Source organism: Acidovorax sp. GW101-3H11 (assembly GCF_001633105.1).
GTDB lineage: Bacteria > Pseudomonadota > Gammaproteobacteria > Burkholderiales > Burkholderiaceae_C > Acidovorax.
Genome location: NZ_LUKZ01000029.1, coordinates 155713 through 174517 on the forward strand (window position 1 = coordinate 155713; position 18805 = coordinate 174517).

An 18805-nucleotide genomic window follows, 5' to 3' on the forward strand; every position below is an offset into this window, starting at 1 on the left:
GGGCTGTGTATGGCTGTAAGCGTCACCGGTGCCGCTGCGGGCCCGGTGCTGGATCGTGTGCAGGGCCAGGCCGTGGTCAAGGTCTGCATCTGGCCGGACTACTATGGCGTGACTTATCGCCACCCGCGCACGCAGGAGCTGGCGGGCATCGACATTGAGCTGTCGGCCGAGCTGGGGCGTGACCTCAAGGTCAAAGTTGAGTACGTAGAGTCCTCATTCGCAACGCTGATCGAAGACTTGCGTCAAGACCGCTGCGATGTTGCGATGTTTGCCGTTGGCATGCTGCCGCAGCGCATGGAAAAACTCGCTTTCACGCAGCCCTACATGCAAAGCGACATCTATGCTGTCACGACCAAAAGCAACGTGGTGGTCAAACAATGGGCCGATATCGACAAGCCTGGCGTGATGGTGGCCGTTCAGGCGGGCACCTTCATGGAGCCCATCATGGCGCAGCGCCTCAGGAGTGCAACCTTGGTGAAGATCAGCCCCCCCGCAACCCGGGAGCGTGAACTGGTCGCCGGGCGCGTGGATGTGTTCATGACCGACTACCCTTACAGCAGACGCTTGCTGGACAACGCGGACTGGGCCCGGCTGATCGAACCTGCCGAGCCTTTCTCCGTGCTCCCTTACGCTTACGCGGTGAAGCAAGGGGATGCCGCCTGGCTCGCTGCTGTGGATGCCTTTGTCTCTCGCATAAAGGCAGACGGTCGGCTGCTACGCGCAGCGGGCCACCATGGCCTCAAATCCATCGTGGTGCGCTGATGGGCCTCATGCGCCATCTGGAGCAGTTGTCTCTGAGGTCTGTTTCGTGGATCTCGCACGCAAGTACCATGGTCCTGGTGGTGGGGGCGCTCGCTGCGCTGGCGAGTCTGCTTGCGGTGGGGGCGGTGGCTGTGAACGACTTTCGAGGAGCCCGGGCCAATGACCTGTCGCATGCCACGATGCTGGCCCGCATCCTGGAGGACCAGGCCACCCGAACCTTCGAGACCGCTGAGTTGGCGCTGGAGGCGCTGGCCATCGCACCCGCGCTGGGTTCGGTGGTGGCAGACCCCCGGCGGATGGAGGAAGCTCTGACCCAGGCTTTGACGGGCTTGTCGTTTCTGCGGAGCCTGGCGGTGGTGGACACCGGTGGCCGCATTGTGGCCAGTACGCAAAAGGGGGATGCAGAAACGTTCGTGGACATGTCCCGGCTTGGAGGCAAGCCCACCCTCGGGCGCAGCGTTTTGGGAACATTAACCCCTGGGCGCGGCTTGCAGGCAATCCGTCTTCATGGAGCTGCTGCACAGGCACCGGCTGGCGTGGCGTTCGTACCGATGCTGTACAGCTACAAGAACGAAGCCGGGCACGAGTTGACATTGATCGCTTTGGTCAACCCGGATTCGCTCTCAAATTTTCAGCATCTGACGCTGGAGACAGACAGCTTCGATTCAGTGGTGACCTCTTACGGGGGGCAGGTACTTGCAACTTCCGGGCCCGCAGCCGGATACGTCGGGACCTGGGTCAACCAGCGTGTTCCCGTGTTCACGCATTACCTGCCCGGTCAAGAGCACGCGGCCTATATTGGCGCGGGCGTGTTGGGCGAGAACCAGATCGTCGGCTTTCGCGTTTCGGGTACCAAGCCACTGTTGGTGATTGTTGAAGAGTCCTCGCGCAGTGCTGTGCAGCGCTGGTTGCGGGAGGCACGTGCCTTGCTGGGCATTGGCATAGCGCTGGTTTTGCTGGTAGTCGGGTTGACCTTTGTGGTGTGGCGAAGTGTGAGAACCCGCGAGTTCGCGCGCCGTGCAGTGGATGCAGCGCATGCCCGCGTAGCCCGCAATGAGCGGGAGCTTTCAGTCCTGATGCGCAGTGTGCAGGAGTTGATCTTTCGCACCGATGCCGATGGTGTCATCACCTATGTCAATGCCCATTGGACGGCTTTTACAGGAGATGCAGCAACGCGGGCGAAGGGGCAGAATCTGCGGGACGTTGTGGCCCCATTGAGCCGAGCGGAGCTTGCCAGGGTGCTGAATCCCACTTCTGCCGATGGGGTGCGTACATGCCAGGTCGTGCTGAACGTAGGCGAGGGCAAAGAGATGATGTTGCAGCTCGCGGTGGTTCCGTTGCTTTCCGAAGGGCGTGTGACAGGCTTTGCTGGCAGCGCAGTGGATGTGACGGAGCGTTGGGTTGCGCAGCAACAGTTGCATTCTCAGTTGGCGTTCCAGGATTTGCTGCTGGAGACCAACCCGCTTCCGATCTCGGTCACCGATGAGCAGGGGCGATTCATGTTGGTCAACAAGGCCTGGGAGCAATACAAAGGGCGGCAGCGCGCAGCCGTGCTGGGTCGGGAATTCGTATCCGTCCTTCCACCCGATGAGGCCAAGGTGCACCAGTCCTCCAACGTCCAGTTGCTGCGCTGGGGTGGGCGGGCCTTGTTGGACACCAAGGTTCGCCACGGGGACGGATCGCGGCGTGAAACGCGGATCGCCAAGGCGGCGATTGAAGACGAGCATGGTCGTGTGACTGGTGTGCTCAGCATCCTGATGGACGTGAGCGAGTTCCGCGAGGCCGAGCGCGCGACCCAGGAGGCGCGTGATGCCGCCGAAGAGGCGTCGCGGGCCAAGTCGGAGTTTGTGGCCAACATGAGCCATGAACTGCGTACCCCCTTGCAGTCCGTCCTGGGTTTTGCCGAACTGGGCATGTTGCGCGGGCGTGCGCAGCCCAAGCTAGCGGGAATGTTTGAAGACATTCATCTTGCGGGCAAGCGCATGCTGACGCTGGTCAACGACCTGTTGGAGGTTTCGAAGCTGGAGAGCACGGTGGGGACCTTCCACCTGGAGCGCATCGACCTGCGTGGCGTGGTGCGCCCGGTCATCCGTGAATTGGAACCACTTCTGGAACGCAGCCATTTGATGATGGACGTGGACATGTCCGAGACGCCCTTGGTAGCCAAGGCCGACCCGCTGCGCTTTCAGCAAGTGATCCGCAATGTGGTGGCCAACGCCATCAAGTTTTCGCCACCGGGCAGCACCATCACGCTGCACGGCTTCATGGACCCCCAAGGCCAGGCGCACCTGGTGGTGCAGGACGAGGGACCCGGTATCCCGGAAGCCGAACTCGAGACTATTTTTGAGGCGTTTGTGCAGTCGAGTAAGACCAAGGACGGCTCGGGGGGAACGGGTCTGGGGCTGGCCATCTGCCGCAAGATCGTGGAGGCAATGGGAGGACAGATCTATGCCCGCAACGTGCCGGCCAGCGGTGCTGCCTTTCACGTCATCCTGCCGGCAAGGGGACAAGCGGAAACCATGCCTGCACCCCTTGGACTGGAATAGTCGGACACTGCCGCACTGCGGCAATCAGCTTGCCAACACAAGCTTTGTTGCAGAGATTGAGCCGTTGAATGCCGAACCCTTGCTGGCCCATTCCACCCCCTGGCAACCGGGCCTAGTGGCTGCACGCCGCCGGGGCCGAAAGAGTGGGGCCTGAACTATCGACGGTGTTCGACCAGGCTTCCATCCTGATCCAGCCTGCCGGTGTTTCGCCAGTGGCTGCTGGAGATGGCGCGCCAGGACATTGGGGCAATGTCTGTTTAGCTGGTTGACGCAGCATGCGCAGAACGCAAAAAAGCCCTCTTGCGAGGGCTCTTTTGCTTGTGCCACCGGCCCATGGCGATCTGGCGATCAGCCGCCCTTCTTGGAGCGCTTGCCAGGGTTCTTCTTGCTGCGGGTTGCCACACCGCGCTCCAGGCTCACGCGCTGGCCACGGCCGGGGGTGGCCAGGGTGTAGCCGGGCACGGGCGTAGGGCGGGGAGTGCGCTTGCGGTCTGCTTCGGTGACGATCTTGTTGCCCATGGTAGGTCTCAGAGTTGGTGGAAAAAAGAGCGATTTTAGGCCACAGCCGGGTTGCCGGGCGCTGAAAGGTGTTTGGCAGGTGTTTTGCAGACTCTCATGGCGGCACAAACTGCGGCCCCCGCAGCAGCCCGGTGTGTCAGCAAGTCCCTTTGTCAGGCAGGGACGGCAAGACGTGCCAGTACCTCGGTTTTGCCTTTGGTGTCCGCCCGCAGGATCAGCGCTTCGCCCGAGCTGGTGTTGGTGTTTGCCAGGTCGGACAGCACAAACATGTGGGTGAACCACACCTCGAATCGATCGGGCCGGGACGACGCTGCAACCAGCGCCGCCCGCAGTTCACGCAGGTGGGCCGCGCTGGTGGTCTCCGGGCTGCCCCGGGGTGACCCGAGCGCCGCCCAGACCTGGGGTGGGCCAAAGGCAAGGGTGGCGCTGTCCACGCAGCGGCACCAGGGGCTTGATAAAACCTTGCCCGGCTGGAGTTGCCGCTGCTGAAACCACGCCCCCACGCTGCGCGCCTGGGCGCGGCCTTCGTCGTTCAGGTTGCGCTGGGTGCTGCAGTCACCCAGGCGGAATCCGGGTGGATCGAACGTGCCGGGGGCCAGCGCGTGGCGGAACGCGGCCACCACCCCGCCCTTGCGCAACAAGGCTTCGGCATCCGGGTCTTGCGCCGCCCAGCTGCGCAGGCTGGCCAAGGCCAGCCCTGCGCCCAGCACCGCACGGCGGGCAATGCGGGGCTCAGGCGGCAGGCTGGAAGGCATAGCCATTGCCAGAAACCGCCATGCGGCCAAACGCAGGGAACGGGAAGTGGAAGCCGCCCAGCATGGCATTGCTGGCGGTGATGCGCTGGAACACATCGCGCCGCACCTTGCGCGCAGCCTCGGCGTCCATGTCAAAGGTCACAGCCCAGTCGGGATTGCGAGCGAACAGCGCAGGCACATTGGTCAGGTCTGCCACGTAGAAGAACTTCTGGCCCGACGAGGTCAGCTCAAACAGCGTGTGGCCCGGCGTGTGGCCATAGGCCGCCACGGACTTGATGCCAGGCGCCACTTCCGCATCGGCTGCAAACTGCACCAGGGTGTCGGCGGGCATGGTGGCAAAGGTGCGCCGCACGTTCTCGAACGCGCCTTTCATGCCCGCAGGCGCTGCAGCCATGCGGGCGTCGTCCATCCAGAACGCGTGTTCGGCGGCGGGCACCATCACCTTGGCCTTGGGGAACATCCACTCACCGGCCTTGTTGCGGATGCCATTGATGTGGTCGCCGTGGTAGTGGCTGATCAGCACCGTGTCGATGTCGGCCGCTTGCAGACCGGCTGCGCGCAGACTGTCGAGCAGCTTGCCCGTGGTGGCGCCGCCAAATTCCCCCAGGCCCGTGTCAATGAGGATCTTGCGCGCGCCCGCCACCACCAGAAAGGGCGTGTAGGGCACGTCGATGTAGTCGGTGGGCAGTCCTTGGGATGCCAGCATCGCACGCACCTCGGCCAGCGGCGCGTTCTTTACAAACTCCTCTCCCAGCGGGCGGCGCGTGATGCCATCGTTCAGCGCAATCACCTCCACATCGCCCACCTTCATGCGGCGAAAGCCGGGGCTGGGCAGGGTGGGGGTTCCGAAGTTGGGCGCGTTCTGTGCCCACACGGGGACAAAGGAGCCCGCTGCGTAAGCGGTGGTGGCCAGGCTTGCGCCCAGGAAGTGGCGGCGTGACAGCATAAAAACTCCCCGGTCTTGGGTTGAACTGATGAGTCGCAACTGTAGCGGTGCCCGAGAGATTGCCACGTGCCATTGCGCTAACCTGTTCGCAACGTGGGGCTTTTGCTGGTAACTGGGGTTAACCCCGTATTGGGGCCTTAGTCGATGGCGAAGGCCTCGCGCAGTGCATCGCAAAAGGCGGCGCTCCCGCTGACGGTGAGGGTGATCGTGGTCCGGGGTGGGGCAGGGCTGCCTGCCGTCGCATGCAGTTGCCCTGCGGTGTCGTCAAATCTCAGCACCAGCGGTGTGCTGACTTCCTGTGTGCCATGCAGGTCGTAGTGCCATTCGCCGCCATCTTCTGAGGGGCCACAGGCATCGGGCCAATGTTGGTGCGCCCAGGCCAGCACGGCAGCGATCTCGGCGTGCAATGCGGGAATCTGTGCGGGTTGTACGCTCGCCATGGCATCAAACGTACCCACGCCGTCTGCGTCTTCGCTGTAGTCAAAATCCAGGTAGTTCAGGTTCATATGTGTCATTCGAGGTTATGCAGGCCGTCCCTAAGTCCAGGTGCGGCCCAGTGCCTGTGCGGCTTCGCTCAAGCGGGGTACCTGCTGTAGCGCCTGCGCCAGCGGCATGCGGGCGGCAGGCGCTTGCAGGGCCACGGCGCTGCGCACCTGGCGCCGCCCCCCGGCCAGCACGGGAACGGCCACGCACACGAGGCCATCTACAAACTCTTCGGCGTCTGTGGCGTAACCCTGCCGCAGGATCTGCTCCAGCTCGGCCTCCAGGGCGGTGCGGTCGGTCAAAGTGGTGGCCGTGTGGCGGGTCAGGGGCAGCCCGTCGAGGATGGCCGCCCGGCGCGCGGCCGACAGGTGGGCCAGAAACAGCTTGCCGCTGGCCGAGCAGTGGATGGGCACGCGTGTGCCGGGCCGCAGCTCCATGCGCAGCGGAAAGGCCGACTCCACGCGGTCCAGGTAGATCACCTCGGCGCCGCTCAGTGCCGTGAGGTTGCAGCTCTCGCCGATATCGGCCACCAGCTGGCGCAGCACCGCGTGGCGCACCCCATGCTGGGTGCCTGCGCTGAGGGTGCTTTCGGCCAGGCGCAGCAGGCGGGGCGCGGGGGTGTAGCGGCGCCCATCGGGCTCGCGCGCCAGCAGGCCACCGCTTTCGAGCTGGCCCAGCATGCGGTGCACGCTGGGTTTGGGCCATCCCGATGCCTCGATGGCATCCGCCAGGCTGAACGGGCGGCCGTGGGCGCACATGATTTCCAGCAGTTCAAACAGGCGCAGGCTGGGGGATGAGTTGGTCATAAATCCCGGAATTCGAGACGAATCCATAAAACATTTCGGGATTATTGAGCATTGTGGCTAAGCTGCAAACCAACATTTCACGGGGTGCTCATGGCGGCGACTTTTCAGAACGCGGTACTCACCGGCGCTTGTGGTGGCCTGGGCCAGGCCCTGGCGCGGGAGCTGATCGGCCAGGGCGCCGCCGTGGCGCTGGTGGGGCTGAACCGGCCCGCTTTGGAGACTCTGGCCGCGCTGGCGCCAGAGCGCTGTGCTGTCTACATGCCCGATGTGGCCGACACCACGGCTATGCAGGCCATGGCTGCCGACTGGATGGGCCGTCGGGGAACGCCTGATCTTGTTATTGCCAACGCTGGGGTGGCCGGTGGTTTTGACACCGCCGAAGCTGACGATCTGGCCGTGCTGCGCCGCATGCTGGAGATCAACCTGCTGGGCGCGGCCACCACCTTTCAGCCGTTTGTGAAAGCCATGCGCGCGCAGCGGCGCGGTGCCCTGGTGGGCGTGGCCAGCATTGCAGGCTGGCGGGGCATGCCGGGCAACGGCGCCTACTGCGCGAGCAAGGGCGGGCTCATCCGCTACCTGGAAAGCCTGCGCGCCGAGCTGCGCGGTGAGTCCATCGTGGTCAGCACGGTCAGCCCTGGCTATTTGCGCACCGCACTCACGGCGGGCAACCGTTTTGCCATGCCGGGCCTGATGGAGCCCGACGCCGCCGCCCGGGCCCTGCTCGCGGGCGTTGCGCAAGGCCGCACCCACATCGTGCTGCCCGCGCGCATTGGCTGGCTGGCCCGTTTGCTCAACCTGTTGCCCGACGCGCTGCACGACCGCCTGCTGTTGGGCCAACCGCGCAAGCCGCGCGTGGGCGAGGCGGGGGCCACCGCCATCCCGGGCCTGTCGTTGCCTGCAGAGACACCAACACAGAACGAAAGCAAAAACGCATGACAACGGAGACAACACCCACCGTGGTGGACACCCGCACCCAGATCGCCTTGATTGGCGCTGGCCCCAGCGGCCTCGCGGCTGCGCGCAACCTGCAAAAGCTGGGCGTGCCCTTTCAGGGGTTTGAAGCGCACACCGAGGTCGGGGGGCTGTGGAACATCGACAACCCGCGCAGCACGGTGTATGAGTCGGCCCACCTCATCTCCAGCAAACACACGACGGAGTTCACCGAGTTCCCCATGCGCGCCGAGGTGGCCGACTACCCCAGCCACCGCGAGATGCGGCAGTACTTCATGGACTTTGCCGAACACTTTGGCCTGCGCCCGCACTACTGGTTTGGGACCCGCGTGCTGAAGGTCGAACCCTTGGGCGAGGGCGCCGCGCCGCTCTGGCGCATCACCTGGAGCCAGCACGGCGGCCCGGCTCAAACGGCAGAGTTCAAGGGCGTGGTGATTGCCAACGGTACGCTGGCCGAGCCCAACATGCCCCGTTTCGAGGGCCAGTTTGACGGCGAACTGCTGCACACCAGCGCCTACAAAAGCGCCGAGCTGTTCAAGGGCAAACGCGTGCTGGTGGTGGGCGCGGGCAACTCAGGCTGCGACATTGCGGTGGATGCAGTGCACTACGCGCGCAGCGTGGATCTGTCGGTGCGGCGGGGCTATTACTTTGTGCCCAAGTATGTGTTCGGCCAGCCCGCCGACACGCTGGGCGGCAAGTTCAAGATGCCGCCCTGGCTCAAGCAGAAAATCGACAGTGTGGTGCTGCAGTGGTTCACCGGCGACCCTGCGCGCTTTGGCCTGCCCAAGCCCGACTACAAGATGTACGAGTCGCACCCGGTGGTCAATTCGCTCGTGCTGCACCACCTGGGCCATGGCGACATCCATGTGAAGCCCGACATTGCCCGTTTTGACGGCCGCACGGTGCACTTCAAGGACGGTCGCGCGCAGGACTACGACCTGGTGCTCTGCGCCACGGGCTACACGCTGCACTACCCGTTCATCGACCACAGCCTGCTCAACTGGCAGGGCATGGCGCCGCAGCTGTACCTCAACATCCTGTCGCCCCGTTTCGACAATCTGGCCGTGATGGGGATGATCGAGGCCAGTGGCATCGGCTGGCAGGGCCGCTATGAGCAGGCGGAGCTGGTGGCGCGCTTTTTCAAGGCGCAGTCTGAAGGATCACCGCGCGCAGAGGCCCTGCGGCAGGCCAAGGCCGGGCCGCCGCCCGATCTTTCCGGCGGCTTCAAGTACCTCAAGCTCGAACGCATGGCGTACTACGTGCACAAGGACACCTACCGCAACGCGGTGCGCGCAGCGGCCGCTGCCCTCGCCTGAAAGGACCGCCATGCTGCCCGTGGACGAAATACGCCTCAACTTCAACCCCGCATCGCTCGTGGTGCTCAACGTGGTGCTGGGCTTTCTCATGTTCGGCATTGCGCTGGATACGCGCGTGGCCGATTTCAAGCGCGTGCTGCGCATGCCCGGCGCCATGGCGGTGGGCATTGCTGCGCAGTTCATCGTGCTGCCTGCGGTGACCTTTGTGCTCACGCTGCTGCTCCAGCCCGGCCCCAGCATAGCGCTGGGCATGATTCTGGTGGCGTGCTGTCCGCCGGGCAACGTGAGCAACATCCTCACGCACCGTGCCGGGGGCAATGTGGCGCTGTCGGTGTCGATGACAGCCATCTCCAACGCGCTGGCCATCGTGCTCATGCCGCTCAACTTCGCGTTCTGGGGCGGCATGCACCCCACGGCGGCGCCCCTGCTGCGCAGCATTGCGCTCGACCCGCTGGAGATGGCGGGGCACATCGTGGCCATCATCGGCATTCCGTTTGTGTTGGGCATCCTCTGTGCCGAGAAGCTGCCCCGCTTTACAAAACGGGTGAACAAGCCCGTGCGCATCCTCAGTTTTGTCTGCCTGATCGGTTTCATCATCGGTGCCGTGGCGGGCAACTGGCGCTACTTTCTGGACTATGTGGGCCTGGTGTTGCTGGCGGTGGCGCTGCACGATGCCTTGGCCTTTGGCACCGGCTATGCCTGCGCGCGCCTGAGCGGCCTGCCGGACTACGACCGGCGCGCCGTGAGCATCGAAGTGGGTATCCGCAACGCGGGGCTGGGCCTGGTGCTGATCTTCAGTTTTTTTGGCGGCCTGGGCGGCATGGCGGTGGTGGCAGGCGTGTGGGGCTTCTGGGACATCATCGCGGGCCTGGCGCTGGCGGGCTGGTGGGGGCGCAGGCCCCCTGCTGTGCCGCCCGCCGATAGCGCCGGGGAGCAGAGCGCATGAGCGGCGCGGCATGGGCAAACCGCCGCATCCTCGTCACCGGTGCCGACGGCTTTCTGGGCCGCAGCGTGGTGGCGGCGCTGGCACGCGAGCAGCCGGGCGTGATCGTGGCGGCCGATGTGCGTGAGGTGCCCGCCGAACGCCGCCTGCCCGGCGTGGCCTATCTGGTGCAGGACGTGCGCGATCCGGCTCTGGTGCAGACACTGGCCGACCACGCGATCGACAGCGTGGTGCACCTGGCGTCCATCGTCACGCCAGGCAGGGGCTCCAGCCGCGAGTTTGAATATTCGGTGGACGTGCTGGGCAGCCAGAACGTGCTGGACGCCTGTGTGGCCACCAGTGTGAAGCAGCTGGTCGTCAGCTCCAGCGGCGCGGCCTACGGTTACCACGCCGACAACCCCGCGTGGCTGCGCGAGACAGACGCGCTGCGGGGCAACGAAGTGTTTGCCTATTCGCATCACAAGCGGCTGGTGGAGGAGATGCTGGCGCAGTACCGCACGCAGCACCCGGCGCTGGCGCAGACGGTGCTGCGCATTGGCACCATCCTGGGCGAAAGGGTGGACAACCAGATCACCGCGCTGTTTGAAAAACCGCGCCTGCTGGCCATCCGGGGCAGTGCCAGCCCCTTTGTTTTCATCTGGGACGACGACGTGACCGGCGCCATCCTGCATGCGCTGCGCACGCAGCGTGCCGGTTGCTTCAACCTGGCTGGTGACGGCGCCTTGCCCCTGCGCGAGATCGCCCAGCGCCTGGGCAAACCTGTGCTGGAGCTGCCTGCCGGGGTGCTGCGCACGGCCCTGGTCGTGGGCTCCGCACTCGGTGTGAGCCGCTACGGCCCCGAGCAGCTGGACTTTTTGCGCTACCGGCCCGTGCTGCTGAACACGGCGCTCAAGGAAGTGCTGGGCTACGTGCCCGGCAAAACCAGCGCCCAAGCGTTCGAGGCTTTTGTTGCCGCACGGGCCCGGCAGGGCAGGCCCGTGGCGGTGGGTGCACCGGTGGCCGCCGCATGAGTGCGCCAGCGGCCTTGAGCCGTGGCGACCTGCTGCGCGCGCTTGCTGTGGTGGTCATCTGGGGGCTGAACTTTGTGGTGATGAAGCTGGGCTTGCAGGGGCTCAGCCCGATGCTGCTGGGCGCGCTGCGCTTTGCGGCGGCGTCGCTGCCGTTTCTGCTGTTCGTGCCGCGCCCGTCGCTGCCCTGGCGTTTTGTGGTGGGCTATGGGCTGGCGCAGGGGCTGGGGCAGTTTGGCTTTCTGTTCCTGGGCCTCCAGCTGGGCATGACGGCCGGGATGGCCTCGGTGGTCATGCAGACGCAGGCGTTTTTCACCTTGCTGCTGGCGGCCCCCCTGCTGGGCGAGCGTGCCAAGCCCTGGCAATGGGGGGGGCTCACGCTGGCGTTTGGAGGGCTCATGACCATTGGCCTGGCGCATGGCGAAGGGCCGGGGCAGATGACGCTGGCGGGGTTTGTGCTCACGCTCGGGGCGGCCTTCATGTGGGCGGTGTCCAACCTGGTGGCGCGCCGTGCGGCGCAGGCTGGGGCCTATGCGCCGTTCCCCTTCATCGTGTGGAGCAGCCTGGTGCCCATCGTGCCGTTTTTTGCCCTGGCGGTGTGGAGCGATGGGGTGGTCAGCGTGGAGGCGCAGCTGCGGGCCATCAACGGCACGGCGCTGCTGGCCGTGGGCTACCTGGCCCTCCTGGCTACCCTACTGGCTTACACGCTGTGGACGCAGCTGCTGCAACGCCATGCGGCCGGGCGGGTCACACCGTTCTCGCTGCTGGTGCCCGTGGTGGGGCTCTGGGCGGCCTATGCTTTTCTGGGCGAAACCCCCTTGCCGCTGCAATGGGCGGGTGCGGCGGCCGTGTTGTGCGGGCTGGTGGTGAACCAGGCGGGGGGATGGCTGTGGGCGCGGCGCGCCGCAGGTTCCTAGAATCCGTGCTTTCGCTATGGAGGAGGCCGGGTGACTGAGCGCATTTTTTTGCAGGTAGACGGACTGCGGTTTTCTTACCCCGAGTGTGCGGTGCTGAACGGGCTGTCGCTGGCCTGGCCCGCAGGCCTGGCGCTGGTGCGCGGCGATGAAAGCAGTGGCAAGACCACGCTGCTGCGCCTGCTGGCGGGGGAACTGACCGCGCAGGCCGGGCGCATCACGCTGCAGGGCACAAGCCCGGATGAAGCCCCCAAAGCCTATGCGCAAAAAGTGTTCTGGGCCGATCCCCGCTCGGGCGATATGGACACACTCACCGCCCGGGGCTGGCTGGACAGCCTGCCTGTCCGCTACCCGCTGTGGGATACCGCCGCACTGGACGCGCACACCGAAGGCTTCGCGCTGCACGAGCACCTGCACAAGCCGTTCTATGCGCTGTCCACCGGCAGCAAACGCAAGGTGCTCATGGCCGGGGCCCTGGCCTCGAATGCTCCCCTGACCCTGATCGACGAACCCGTGGGCGGCCTGGACAAACCCTCCATCCGCTATCTGGCGCAGGCCCTGGCGTCCCAGGCCCCCCGGTCGGACCGCCTGATCGTGGTGGCGCACTACGAAACCTTGGCGGATGTGCCCTGGGGATCGGTGGTGGACCTGGTGCGGTGCTGAGCGCTTTGGGGGCTTCTGCCTTGCAGGCTGCGGTGCGCCAGGGTCTGCCGTAGACTGGCCTGCTCTCCCCTCTCTCGATTCATCCCGCAAGGACTACTCCATGGACGCGCTGCTATTCGTTCCGGTGGCCATTGCCATCTCGCTCACCCCGGGGCCCAACAACTTTTGTGGCCTCAACAATGGCATCCGCGCTGGTGTGGGCGCAGCCATGATTGCCACCGTGGGCCGTGCGGCGGCGTTTGCCATCTTTCTCACGGTGTCGGCCGTGGGGCTCGGGGCCATGCTGCTCGCGTCTGAAGCGGCTTTTACTGCAGTGAAATGGGTGGGCGCCGCCTACTTGTTCTGGCTGGGCTGGCGCGCCTGGCGCAGCCGTGAGTTCAGTGGCCTGGCGCTGGAAGATGTGCCGGGCAGCGGCCCGCAGCAGGGCCGTTCGGCGCCGGTGAACCTGCGCGCGCTCATCGCGCAAGAGTTCTTGCTGGGCATCACCAACCCCAAGGCCATCATCCTGTTTGCGGCGATCTTCCCGCAATTCATCGATCCGGCGCAGCCCGCAGCGCGCCAGTTCCTGGTGCTGGGCTCCATCTACCTGGGCAGCGAATTCGTCTCGACCGCCGTGTACGCCAGCTTTGGCCGCCAGATCCGCCGCTTCATCCGCACCTCACGCGGTGTGGCGCGGCTCAACAAGGCCACGGGCGGTTTCTTCATGGGGGCCGGTGGCCTTCTGCTGGCCACCAACCGCTGATGGCCCGGCGCGGGGCCCCGGTAAACCCCGCCCAAAGCCCGCGTAAATCCTCGGTAAAGGGCCCCTTCCTGGTGGCAAACCTTGGGTGTGCGCTGGCTACCATACCCCCTTGCTTCTCTATTCAAATTCACGACTTTCGCAAAAAGGAGCCAGGAAAAACGCCCGCTCCAAGGCCTGGGCCGCTCCCGCATCCCTGTTTGCGTAAGTCTTGCCACCATTGCGCCTGACCATGCCCTTGATCCGTTCGTTTGCCCGTCCACAGCGGCCCGCTGTTTTGCAGTCCGGCAAGCTGCGGCTGCTCCCCGCCGTGTTGTTGGCCGCCGTGCTGGTGGCAGCCGCAGGGGGCGGTGGCTGGTGGTGGAAGCAGCGCCAGGACGCGGCCAGCGCCGCCACTGCGGGCTCCGGTGCCGCAGGCCCTGCCGGGCGCAAGCCCGCAGGGGGCCCCGGGCGCTTTGGCGGCGGCAACGTGCAGCCCGTGTCGGTAGGTACCGTGCAGCGGGGCGATGTGCGCGTGGTGGTGAGCGCCATCGGCACCATGAGCGCCCGTGCCACGGCCGTGGTGCGCGCCAAGGTGAGTGGCGAGCTGGTGGCTGTGCGCTTCAAGGAGGGTGACGAGGTGCGTGCAGGCCAGGTGCTGGCCGAAATCGACCCGCGCAGCTACCAGGCCGCGCTGTCGCAGGCGCAGGGCACGCTGCAGCGCGACCAGGCCCTGCTCAAGAACGCGCAGCTTGACCTCAAGCGCTACCAGGACCTGCTGGCGCGCGACTCCATCGCCAGCCAGCAGGTGGACACCCAGGCCGCGCTGGTGCGCCAACTGGAGGGCACCGTGGCATCCGATCAGGCCCAGGTGGACGCCGCGCGCCTGCAGCTGAGCTATACCCAGGTCACGGCGCCGTTCGCCGGGCGGCTGGGCCTGCGCCAGGCCGACAAGGGCAATGTGGTGGGGCCGAGCGATGCCAATGGCCTTGTCACCATCAACCAGGTGCGGCCGATGGACGCCGCGTTCTCCGTGCCCGAGGCGCACCTGCCGCAAATGCGCCGCCGTCTGGCCGCCGGTGAGGAACTCCCCGTGGAGCTGTGGGACCGCGACGCCCGCCGCCAACTCGCCAAGGGCCGCGTGGTGGCGCTGGACAACGCCATCGATACCGCCACGGGCACCATCAAGGTCAAGGCCGCTTTTGCCAATGACGACGGCGCGCTGTACCCCAACCAGTTCGTCAACGTGCGCCTGCAGGTCAACCTGCTTGAAGCCGTGCTGACCGTGCCTGCCACGGCCGTGCAGAACAACTACGTGTACCTGGTGCAGGAAGACAGCACCGTGACCCAGCGCCGCATCCGCGTGGGGGTGACCGATGGCGACCGCGTGAGCATCGAAGGCGAACTGCGCGAAGGCGAGCAGGTGGTCACGGACGGCATCGACCGCCTGCGCGAAGGCGCCAAGGTCGCCGTGATCGACGCCGGGGCCGTGACCCGCGCCGACCAGGCGGCCCAGGATCAGGCCGCGCAGCGCCGCGCCTTCATGGCATCGCTGCCGCCCGATGTGCGTGAAAAGCTGCAGAAGATGAGCCCCGAAGAGCGTCGCGCCTTTATGCGCGAGCGGCGGGCGCAGATGGGGGCGGGTGGTGCGGCGGGCGCAGCCGCCCCAGGCGCATCCGCAGCCTCCGGGGCCGTGGCACCAGCTGCAGCAGCTTCCACCCCTGTGCGCGCAGAGACCTTGCCCCGCGCCACCCCGCGCAACGAGGGCTCCGCGCCCGCCGCTGCGGCACCGGCCGCTGCTTCGGATCAGCCTTCGTCAGAGCCTCCACGTGGCATGCCACCCCAGGTGAAAGCGTTGCTCGACCAGATGCCCGCCGATGAGCGTGCCCGTGTGATGGCCTTGCCGCAGGACGAGCGCCGCGCCTACATCCGCGAGCGGCTGCAACCGCAACAGCCCCAGGGCGGCGCAGCCAGCCCGGCGCGCTGAGCGCAGCGGCTCCCCGGTCTCTCCCTTGCCTGTTTTGCCAGCGCCTCCGTCGCCATGAACCTGTCGCGCCTTTTTATCCTGCGTCCCATCGCCACCGCCTTGCTCATGGTGGCGATCCTGATCGCGGGGCTGATGGCCTACCGGCTGCTGCCCACTTCGGCCCTGCCCGAGGTGGACTACCCCACTATCCAGGTCACCACGCTCTACCCCGGTGCCAGCCCAGATGTGATGACTTCCAACGTCACCGCGCCGCTGGAGCGCCAGTTCGGCCAGATGCCGGGGCTGTCGCAAATGTCGTCCACCAGCTCGGGCGGGGCCTCGGTGATCACGCTGCGCTTTGCGCTCGACATGGCGCTGGATGTGGCTGAGCAACAGGTGCAGGCGGCCATCAATGCAGGCAGCAACCTGCTGCCCAGCGACCTGCCCATGCCGCCGCTGTACAGCAAGGTCAATCCGGCCGATGCGCCCATCCTCACGCTGGCCATCACCTCGCCCTCGCTGCCCGTGATCCGCGTGAACGACCTGGTGGAAAACCGCCTCGCGCCCAAGCTCTCGCAGGTGCAGGGCGTGGGCCTGGTGGCCATTGCGGGCGGGCGCCGCCCGGCCGTGCGCATCCAGGCCAACCCCACGGCGCTGGCGCAGCTGGGCCTCACGCTGGAAGACGTGCGCACTTCCATCGCGGCAGCCAACGTCAAGCAGGCCAAGGGCGGCTTTGACGGCCCGGCCCGTGCATCCACCATCGATGCCAACGACCAGCTGCAGTCGGCGGCCGAATACCGCGACCTCATCATCGCCTTCAAGAACGGCGCCCCCGTGCGCCTGAAGGACGTGGCCGACACGGTGGACGATGCCGAGAACACGCGCCTCGCCGCCTGGGCGGGCACGGCCGACACGGGCGCGAAGCCCGGCGTGATCCTGAACATCCGCCGCCAGCCCGGCGCCAACGTGATCGACACGGTGGACCGCATCAAGGCCCTGCTGCCGCAGCTGCAAAGCACCTTGCCCGCGTCGCTGGATGTGCAGGTGCTGACGGACCGCACGGTGACGGTGCGCGCCTCGGTGCGCGACATGCAGCTGGAGCTGGGCCTGGCCGTGGTGCTGGTGGTGGCGGTGATCTTTGTCTTCCTACGCAGCCCCTCGGCCACGCTGATTCCGAGCGTGGCGGTGCCGCTGTCGCTCATCGGCACCTGCGGCGTGATGTACCTCGCGGGGTTCTCCATCAACAACCTTACGCTGATGGCGCTTACCATCTCCACCGGCTTTGTGGTGGACGATGCCATCGTGATGATCGAGAACATTGCGCGCTACGTGGAGGAGGGCGAGGCGCCGCTGGCGGCGGCGCTCAAGGGCTCGCAGCAGATCGGCTTCACCATCATCTCGCTGACCATCTCGCTGATCGCGGTGCTGATCCCGCTCTTGTTCATGGGCGATGTGGTGGGGCGACTGTTCCACGAGTTCGCCATCACGCTGGCCGTGTCCATCCTGATCTCGGCCGTGGTGTCGCTCACGCTCACCCCCATGCTGTGCGCGCGCCTGCTGCGCCACACGCCCGAGGAGAGCCACGGTCGCCTGTACCAGGCCACGGGCCAGTTCTTTGACCGCACCATTGCGGGCTATGGCCGCATGCTGGCCTGGGTGCTGGACCGCCGGGGCTGGACCTGGCTGGTGTTCCTGGCCACGCTGGCGCTTACCGTGGTGCTCTACCTGTTCATTCCCAAGGGCTTCTTCCCGGTGCAGGACACCGGCACGCTGCAGGCCACCACCGAGGCCGACCAGTCGATCTCGTTTGCGGGCATGGCCGCGCGCCAGCAGGCTGTGGCCGAGCGGCTGCTCGAAGACCCGGCCGTGCGCAGCGTCTCGTCGTTCATTGGTGTGGATGGCGCGAACACCACGCTCAACACCGGCCGCCTGCTGATCGACCTGCAACCCCATGCAGAGCGCGACAAGGCCAGCGTGGTGCAGCAGCGCCTGGCCGAGCGCGTGCAGAATCTGCCGGGCATCCGCCTGTTCATCCAGCCCGTACAGGACCTGACGATTGAAGACCGGGTGGCGCGCACGCAGTACCAGTGGCTGCTGTCGTCGCCCGACATGTTGCAGCTCACCACCAGCACCACCGAGCTGCTGCGCCGCCTGCGCGCCTTGCCCGAGCTGACAGATGTGGCCAGCGACCTGCAGGACCAGGGCCGCCAGGCCTATGTGCAGATCGACCGCGCCCAGGCCAGCCGCCTGGGGGTGACCGTGGCGGGCATCGATGCAGCGCTGTACAACGCGTTTGGCCAGCGGCTGATATCGACCATCTTCACCCAGTCCAACCAGTACCGCGTGGTGCTGGAGGTGGCGCCGCAGTTCAAGGTGGGGCCCGAGGCACTGCAGAGCATCTATGTGCCCTCCAGCGCGGGGGCGCCGGTGCCGCTGTCGTCGGTGGCGCGCATCGAGGAGCGCAACATGCCGCTGGTGGTCAACCACGTGGGTCAGTTGCCTGCGGCCACGATCTCGTTCAACACCGCGCCCGGCGTGTCGCTGGGCAATGCCGTGGTTGCCATCGAGCGCGAGAAGGCGGCTGTGCAGGCCGAGGGGTTGTTGCCGCTGTCGGTGGAGACGAGCTTTCAGGGCGCGGCGCTGGCGTTCCAGGCGTCGTTGTCGAACACGCTGCTGCTGATTCTGGCGGCGGTGGTCACCATGTACATCGTGCTGGGCGTGTTGTACGAGAGCACGGTGCACCCGGTCACGATCTTGTCCACGCTGCCCTCGGCCGGTGTGGGGGCGCTGCTGGCGTTGATGGCAGCGCAGTTGGACCTGGACATCATTGCGATCATCGGCATCGTGCTGCTGATCGGCATCGTGAAGAAGAACGCGATCATGATGATCGACTTTGCGCTGGAGGCGCAGCGGGACGAGGGGCTGAGTGCGCGCGATGCGATTTATCAGGCGTGTCTGTTGCGGTTCCGGCCTATTTTGATGACGACGTTGGCGGCTTTGCTGGGGGCGTTGCCGATGATGTTGGGGACGGGGGTGGGGAGTGAGCTGCGGCACCCGTTGGGGGTGACGATGGTGGGGGGGCTGATTCTGAGCCAGTTGCTTACGCTGTTTACTACGCCGGTGATTTACCTGACGTTTGAGGGGTGGGTGCAGCGGTGGCGTGGGCGGCGGGGTGTGGGGGCGTGATGGCGATTTTGGATTGCGCTTTGTCATCTGCCGTGAGTGCTGAGCTGGTCGAGGCTGAGGCGTTCTCTCCTCCGTTCGGGCTGGGCTTGTCGAAGCCTGGGGGCTGCCTCGGAGCCGTTCGGGCTGAGCCTGTCGAAGCCTGGGCACACACCTCAACCGTTCGGGCTGAGCTTGTCGAAGCCTTGGCGTGCTGGTTTGAAAAGCATGCTCGGGTTCAGGGCGGGAGCCGGGTTGTCGCCCCGGCAGGCGACTCACTTTCTTTTGCTTCGCCAAAAGAAAGTAAGCAAAGAAAAGGCGACCCCCAGTCTGCGACCCCTGCGCTGC

Annotated in this window: 16 protein-coding genes; 11 read left to right on the top strand and 5 right to left on the bottom strand. The window is 66.0% G+C overall.

The genetic code is table 11. The features are described from left to right. Nucleotides 1–9: 9 nt before the first annotated feature. Nucleotides 10–762, top strand: a complete 753-nt coding sequence (locus tag A1D30_RS21095) for an ABC transporter substrate-binding protein (protein WP_242421962.1) — start codon at nt 10–12, stop codon at nt 760–762. Nucleotides 763–830: 68 nt separating this feature from the next. Continuing rightward, a complete protein-coding gene (locus A1D30_RS21100; protein WP_242421963.1) occupies nt 831–3308 on the top strand; it encodes a PAS domain S-box protein in 2478 nt (825 codons plus the stop codon). Nucleotides 3309–3656: 348 nt separating this feature from the next. Here A1D30_RS21100 and A1D30_RS26115 read toward each other — a convergent pair whose 3' ends face one another. From A1D30_RS26115 to A1D30_RS21120, 5 genes are all read right to left on the bottom strand, one after another. Next, complete coding sequence (locus tag A1D30_RS26115; protein ID WP_162995995.1) at nt 3657–3827, bottom strand: hypothetical protein; 171 nt, start codon at nt 3825–3827, stop codon at nt 3657–3659. A 152-nt stretch (nt 3828–3979) separates the two neighbouring features. After that, entirely contained in the window at nt 3980–4582 is a 603-nt protein-coding gene (locus A1D30_RS21105) for a histidine phosphatase family protein (protein WP_063462689.1), read from the bottom strand. Further along, a complete protein-coding gene (locus tag A1D30_RS21110) occupies nt 4560–5528 on the bottom strand; it encodes an MBL fold metallo-hydrolase (RefSeq protein WP_063462690.1) in 969 nt (322 codons plus the stop codon). Before A1D30_RS21110 ends, A1D30_RS21105 begins: the two co-directional genes overlap by 23 nt. 137 nt (nt 5529–5665) lie before the next feature. After that, nucleotides 5666–6034 (bottom strand): hypothetical protein, encoded by a 369-nt coding sequence (locus A1D30_RS21115; RefSeq protein ID WP_063462691.1) that lies wholly within the window; start codon nt 6032–6034, stop codon nt 5666–5668. Nucleotides 6035–6064: 30 nt separating this feature from the next. After that, nucleotides 6065–6817, bottom strand: a complete 753-nt coding sequence (locus A1D30_RS21120) for an IclR family transcriptional regulator (RefSeq protein WP_063462692.1) — start codon at nt 6815–6817, stop codon at nt 6065–6067. Nucleotides 6818–6907: 90 nt separating this feature from the next. On the opposite strand from A1D30_RS21120, the gene A1D30_RS21125 reads away from it, so the two are divergent. The 9 genes from A1D30_RS21125 (at nt 6908) to A1D30_RS21165 (ending at nt 18481) form a co-directional block, all read left to right on the top strand. Continuing rightward, nucleotides 6908–7753 carry an SDR family oxidoreductase gene (locus A1D30_RS21125; RefSeq protein WP_063462693.1) on the top strand — a complete coding sequence of 282 codons (846 nt, stop codon included), beginning with the start codon at nt 6908–6910 and terminating at the stop codon, nt 7751–7753. Then, nucleotides 7750–9084, top strand: a complete 1335-nt coding sequence (locus A1D30_RS21130) for an NAD(P)-binding domain-containing protein (RefSeq protein ID WP_082836559.1) — start codon at nt 7750–7752, stop codon at nt 9082–9084. Before A1D30_RS21125 ends, A1D30_RS21130 begins: the two co-directional genes overlap by 4 nt. A 10-nt stretch (nt 9085–9094) precedes the next feature. Then, entirely contained in the window at nt 9095–10030 is a 936-nt protein-coding gene (locus tag A1D30_RS21135) for a bile acid:sodium symporter family protein (RefSeq protein ID WP_082836560.1), read from the top strand. Further along, the gene (locus tag A1D30_RS21140) at nt 10027–11037 is read left to right on the top strand and encodes an SDR family oxidoreductase (protein ID WP_063462694.1); all 1011 of its coding nucleotides are present in this window, start codon (nt 10027–10029) and stop codon (nt 11035–11037) included. The genes A1D30_RS21135 and A1D30_RS21140 overlap by 4 nt, the downstream gene beginning before the upstream one ends. Next, on the top strand, nt 11034–11951 hold the full coding sequence (locus A1D30_RS21145; protein WP_063462695.1) for an EamA family transporter: 918 nt from the start codon (nt 11034–11036) through the stop codon (nt 11949–11951). Before A1D30_RS21140 ends, A1D30_RS21145 begins: the two co-directional genes overlap by 4 nt. A 30-nt stretch (nt 11952–11981) precedes the next feature. Continuing rightward, nucleotides 11982–12611, top strand: coding sequence for an ATP-binding cassette domain-containing protein (locus tag A1D30_RS21150; protein WP_063462696.1), 630 nt, complete (start codon nt 11982–11984; stop codon nt 12609–12611). Nucleotides 12612–12711: 100 nt separating this feature from the next. Next, a complete protein-coding gene (locus A1D30_RS21155; protein WP_063462697.1) occupies nt 12712–13353 on the top strand; it encodes a LysE family transporter in 642 nt (213 codons plus the stop codon). A 229-nt stretch (nt 13354–13582) separates the two neighbouring features. After that, entirely contained in the window at nt 13583–15316 is a 1734-nt protein-coding gene (locus tag A1D30_RS21160) for an MdtA/MuxA family multidrug efflux RND transporter periplasmic adaptor subunit (RefSeq protein ID WP_082836565.1), read from the top strand. 54 nt (nt 15317–15370) lie between these two features. Next, a complete protein-coding gene (locus A1D30_RS21165) occupies nt 15371–18481 on the top strand; it encodes an MdtB/MuxB family multidrug efflux RND transporter permease subunit (protein ID WP_063462699.1) in 3111 nt (1036 codons plus the stop codon). Nucleotides 18482–18805 lie beyond the last annotated feature (324 nt).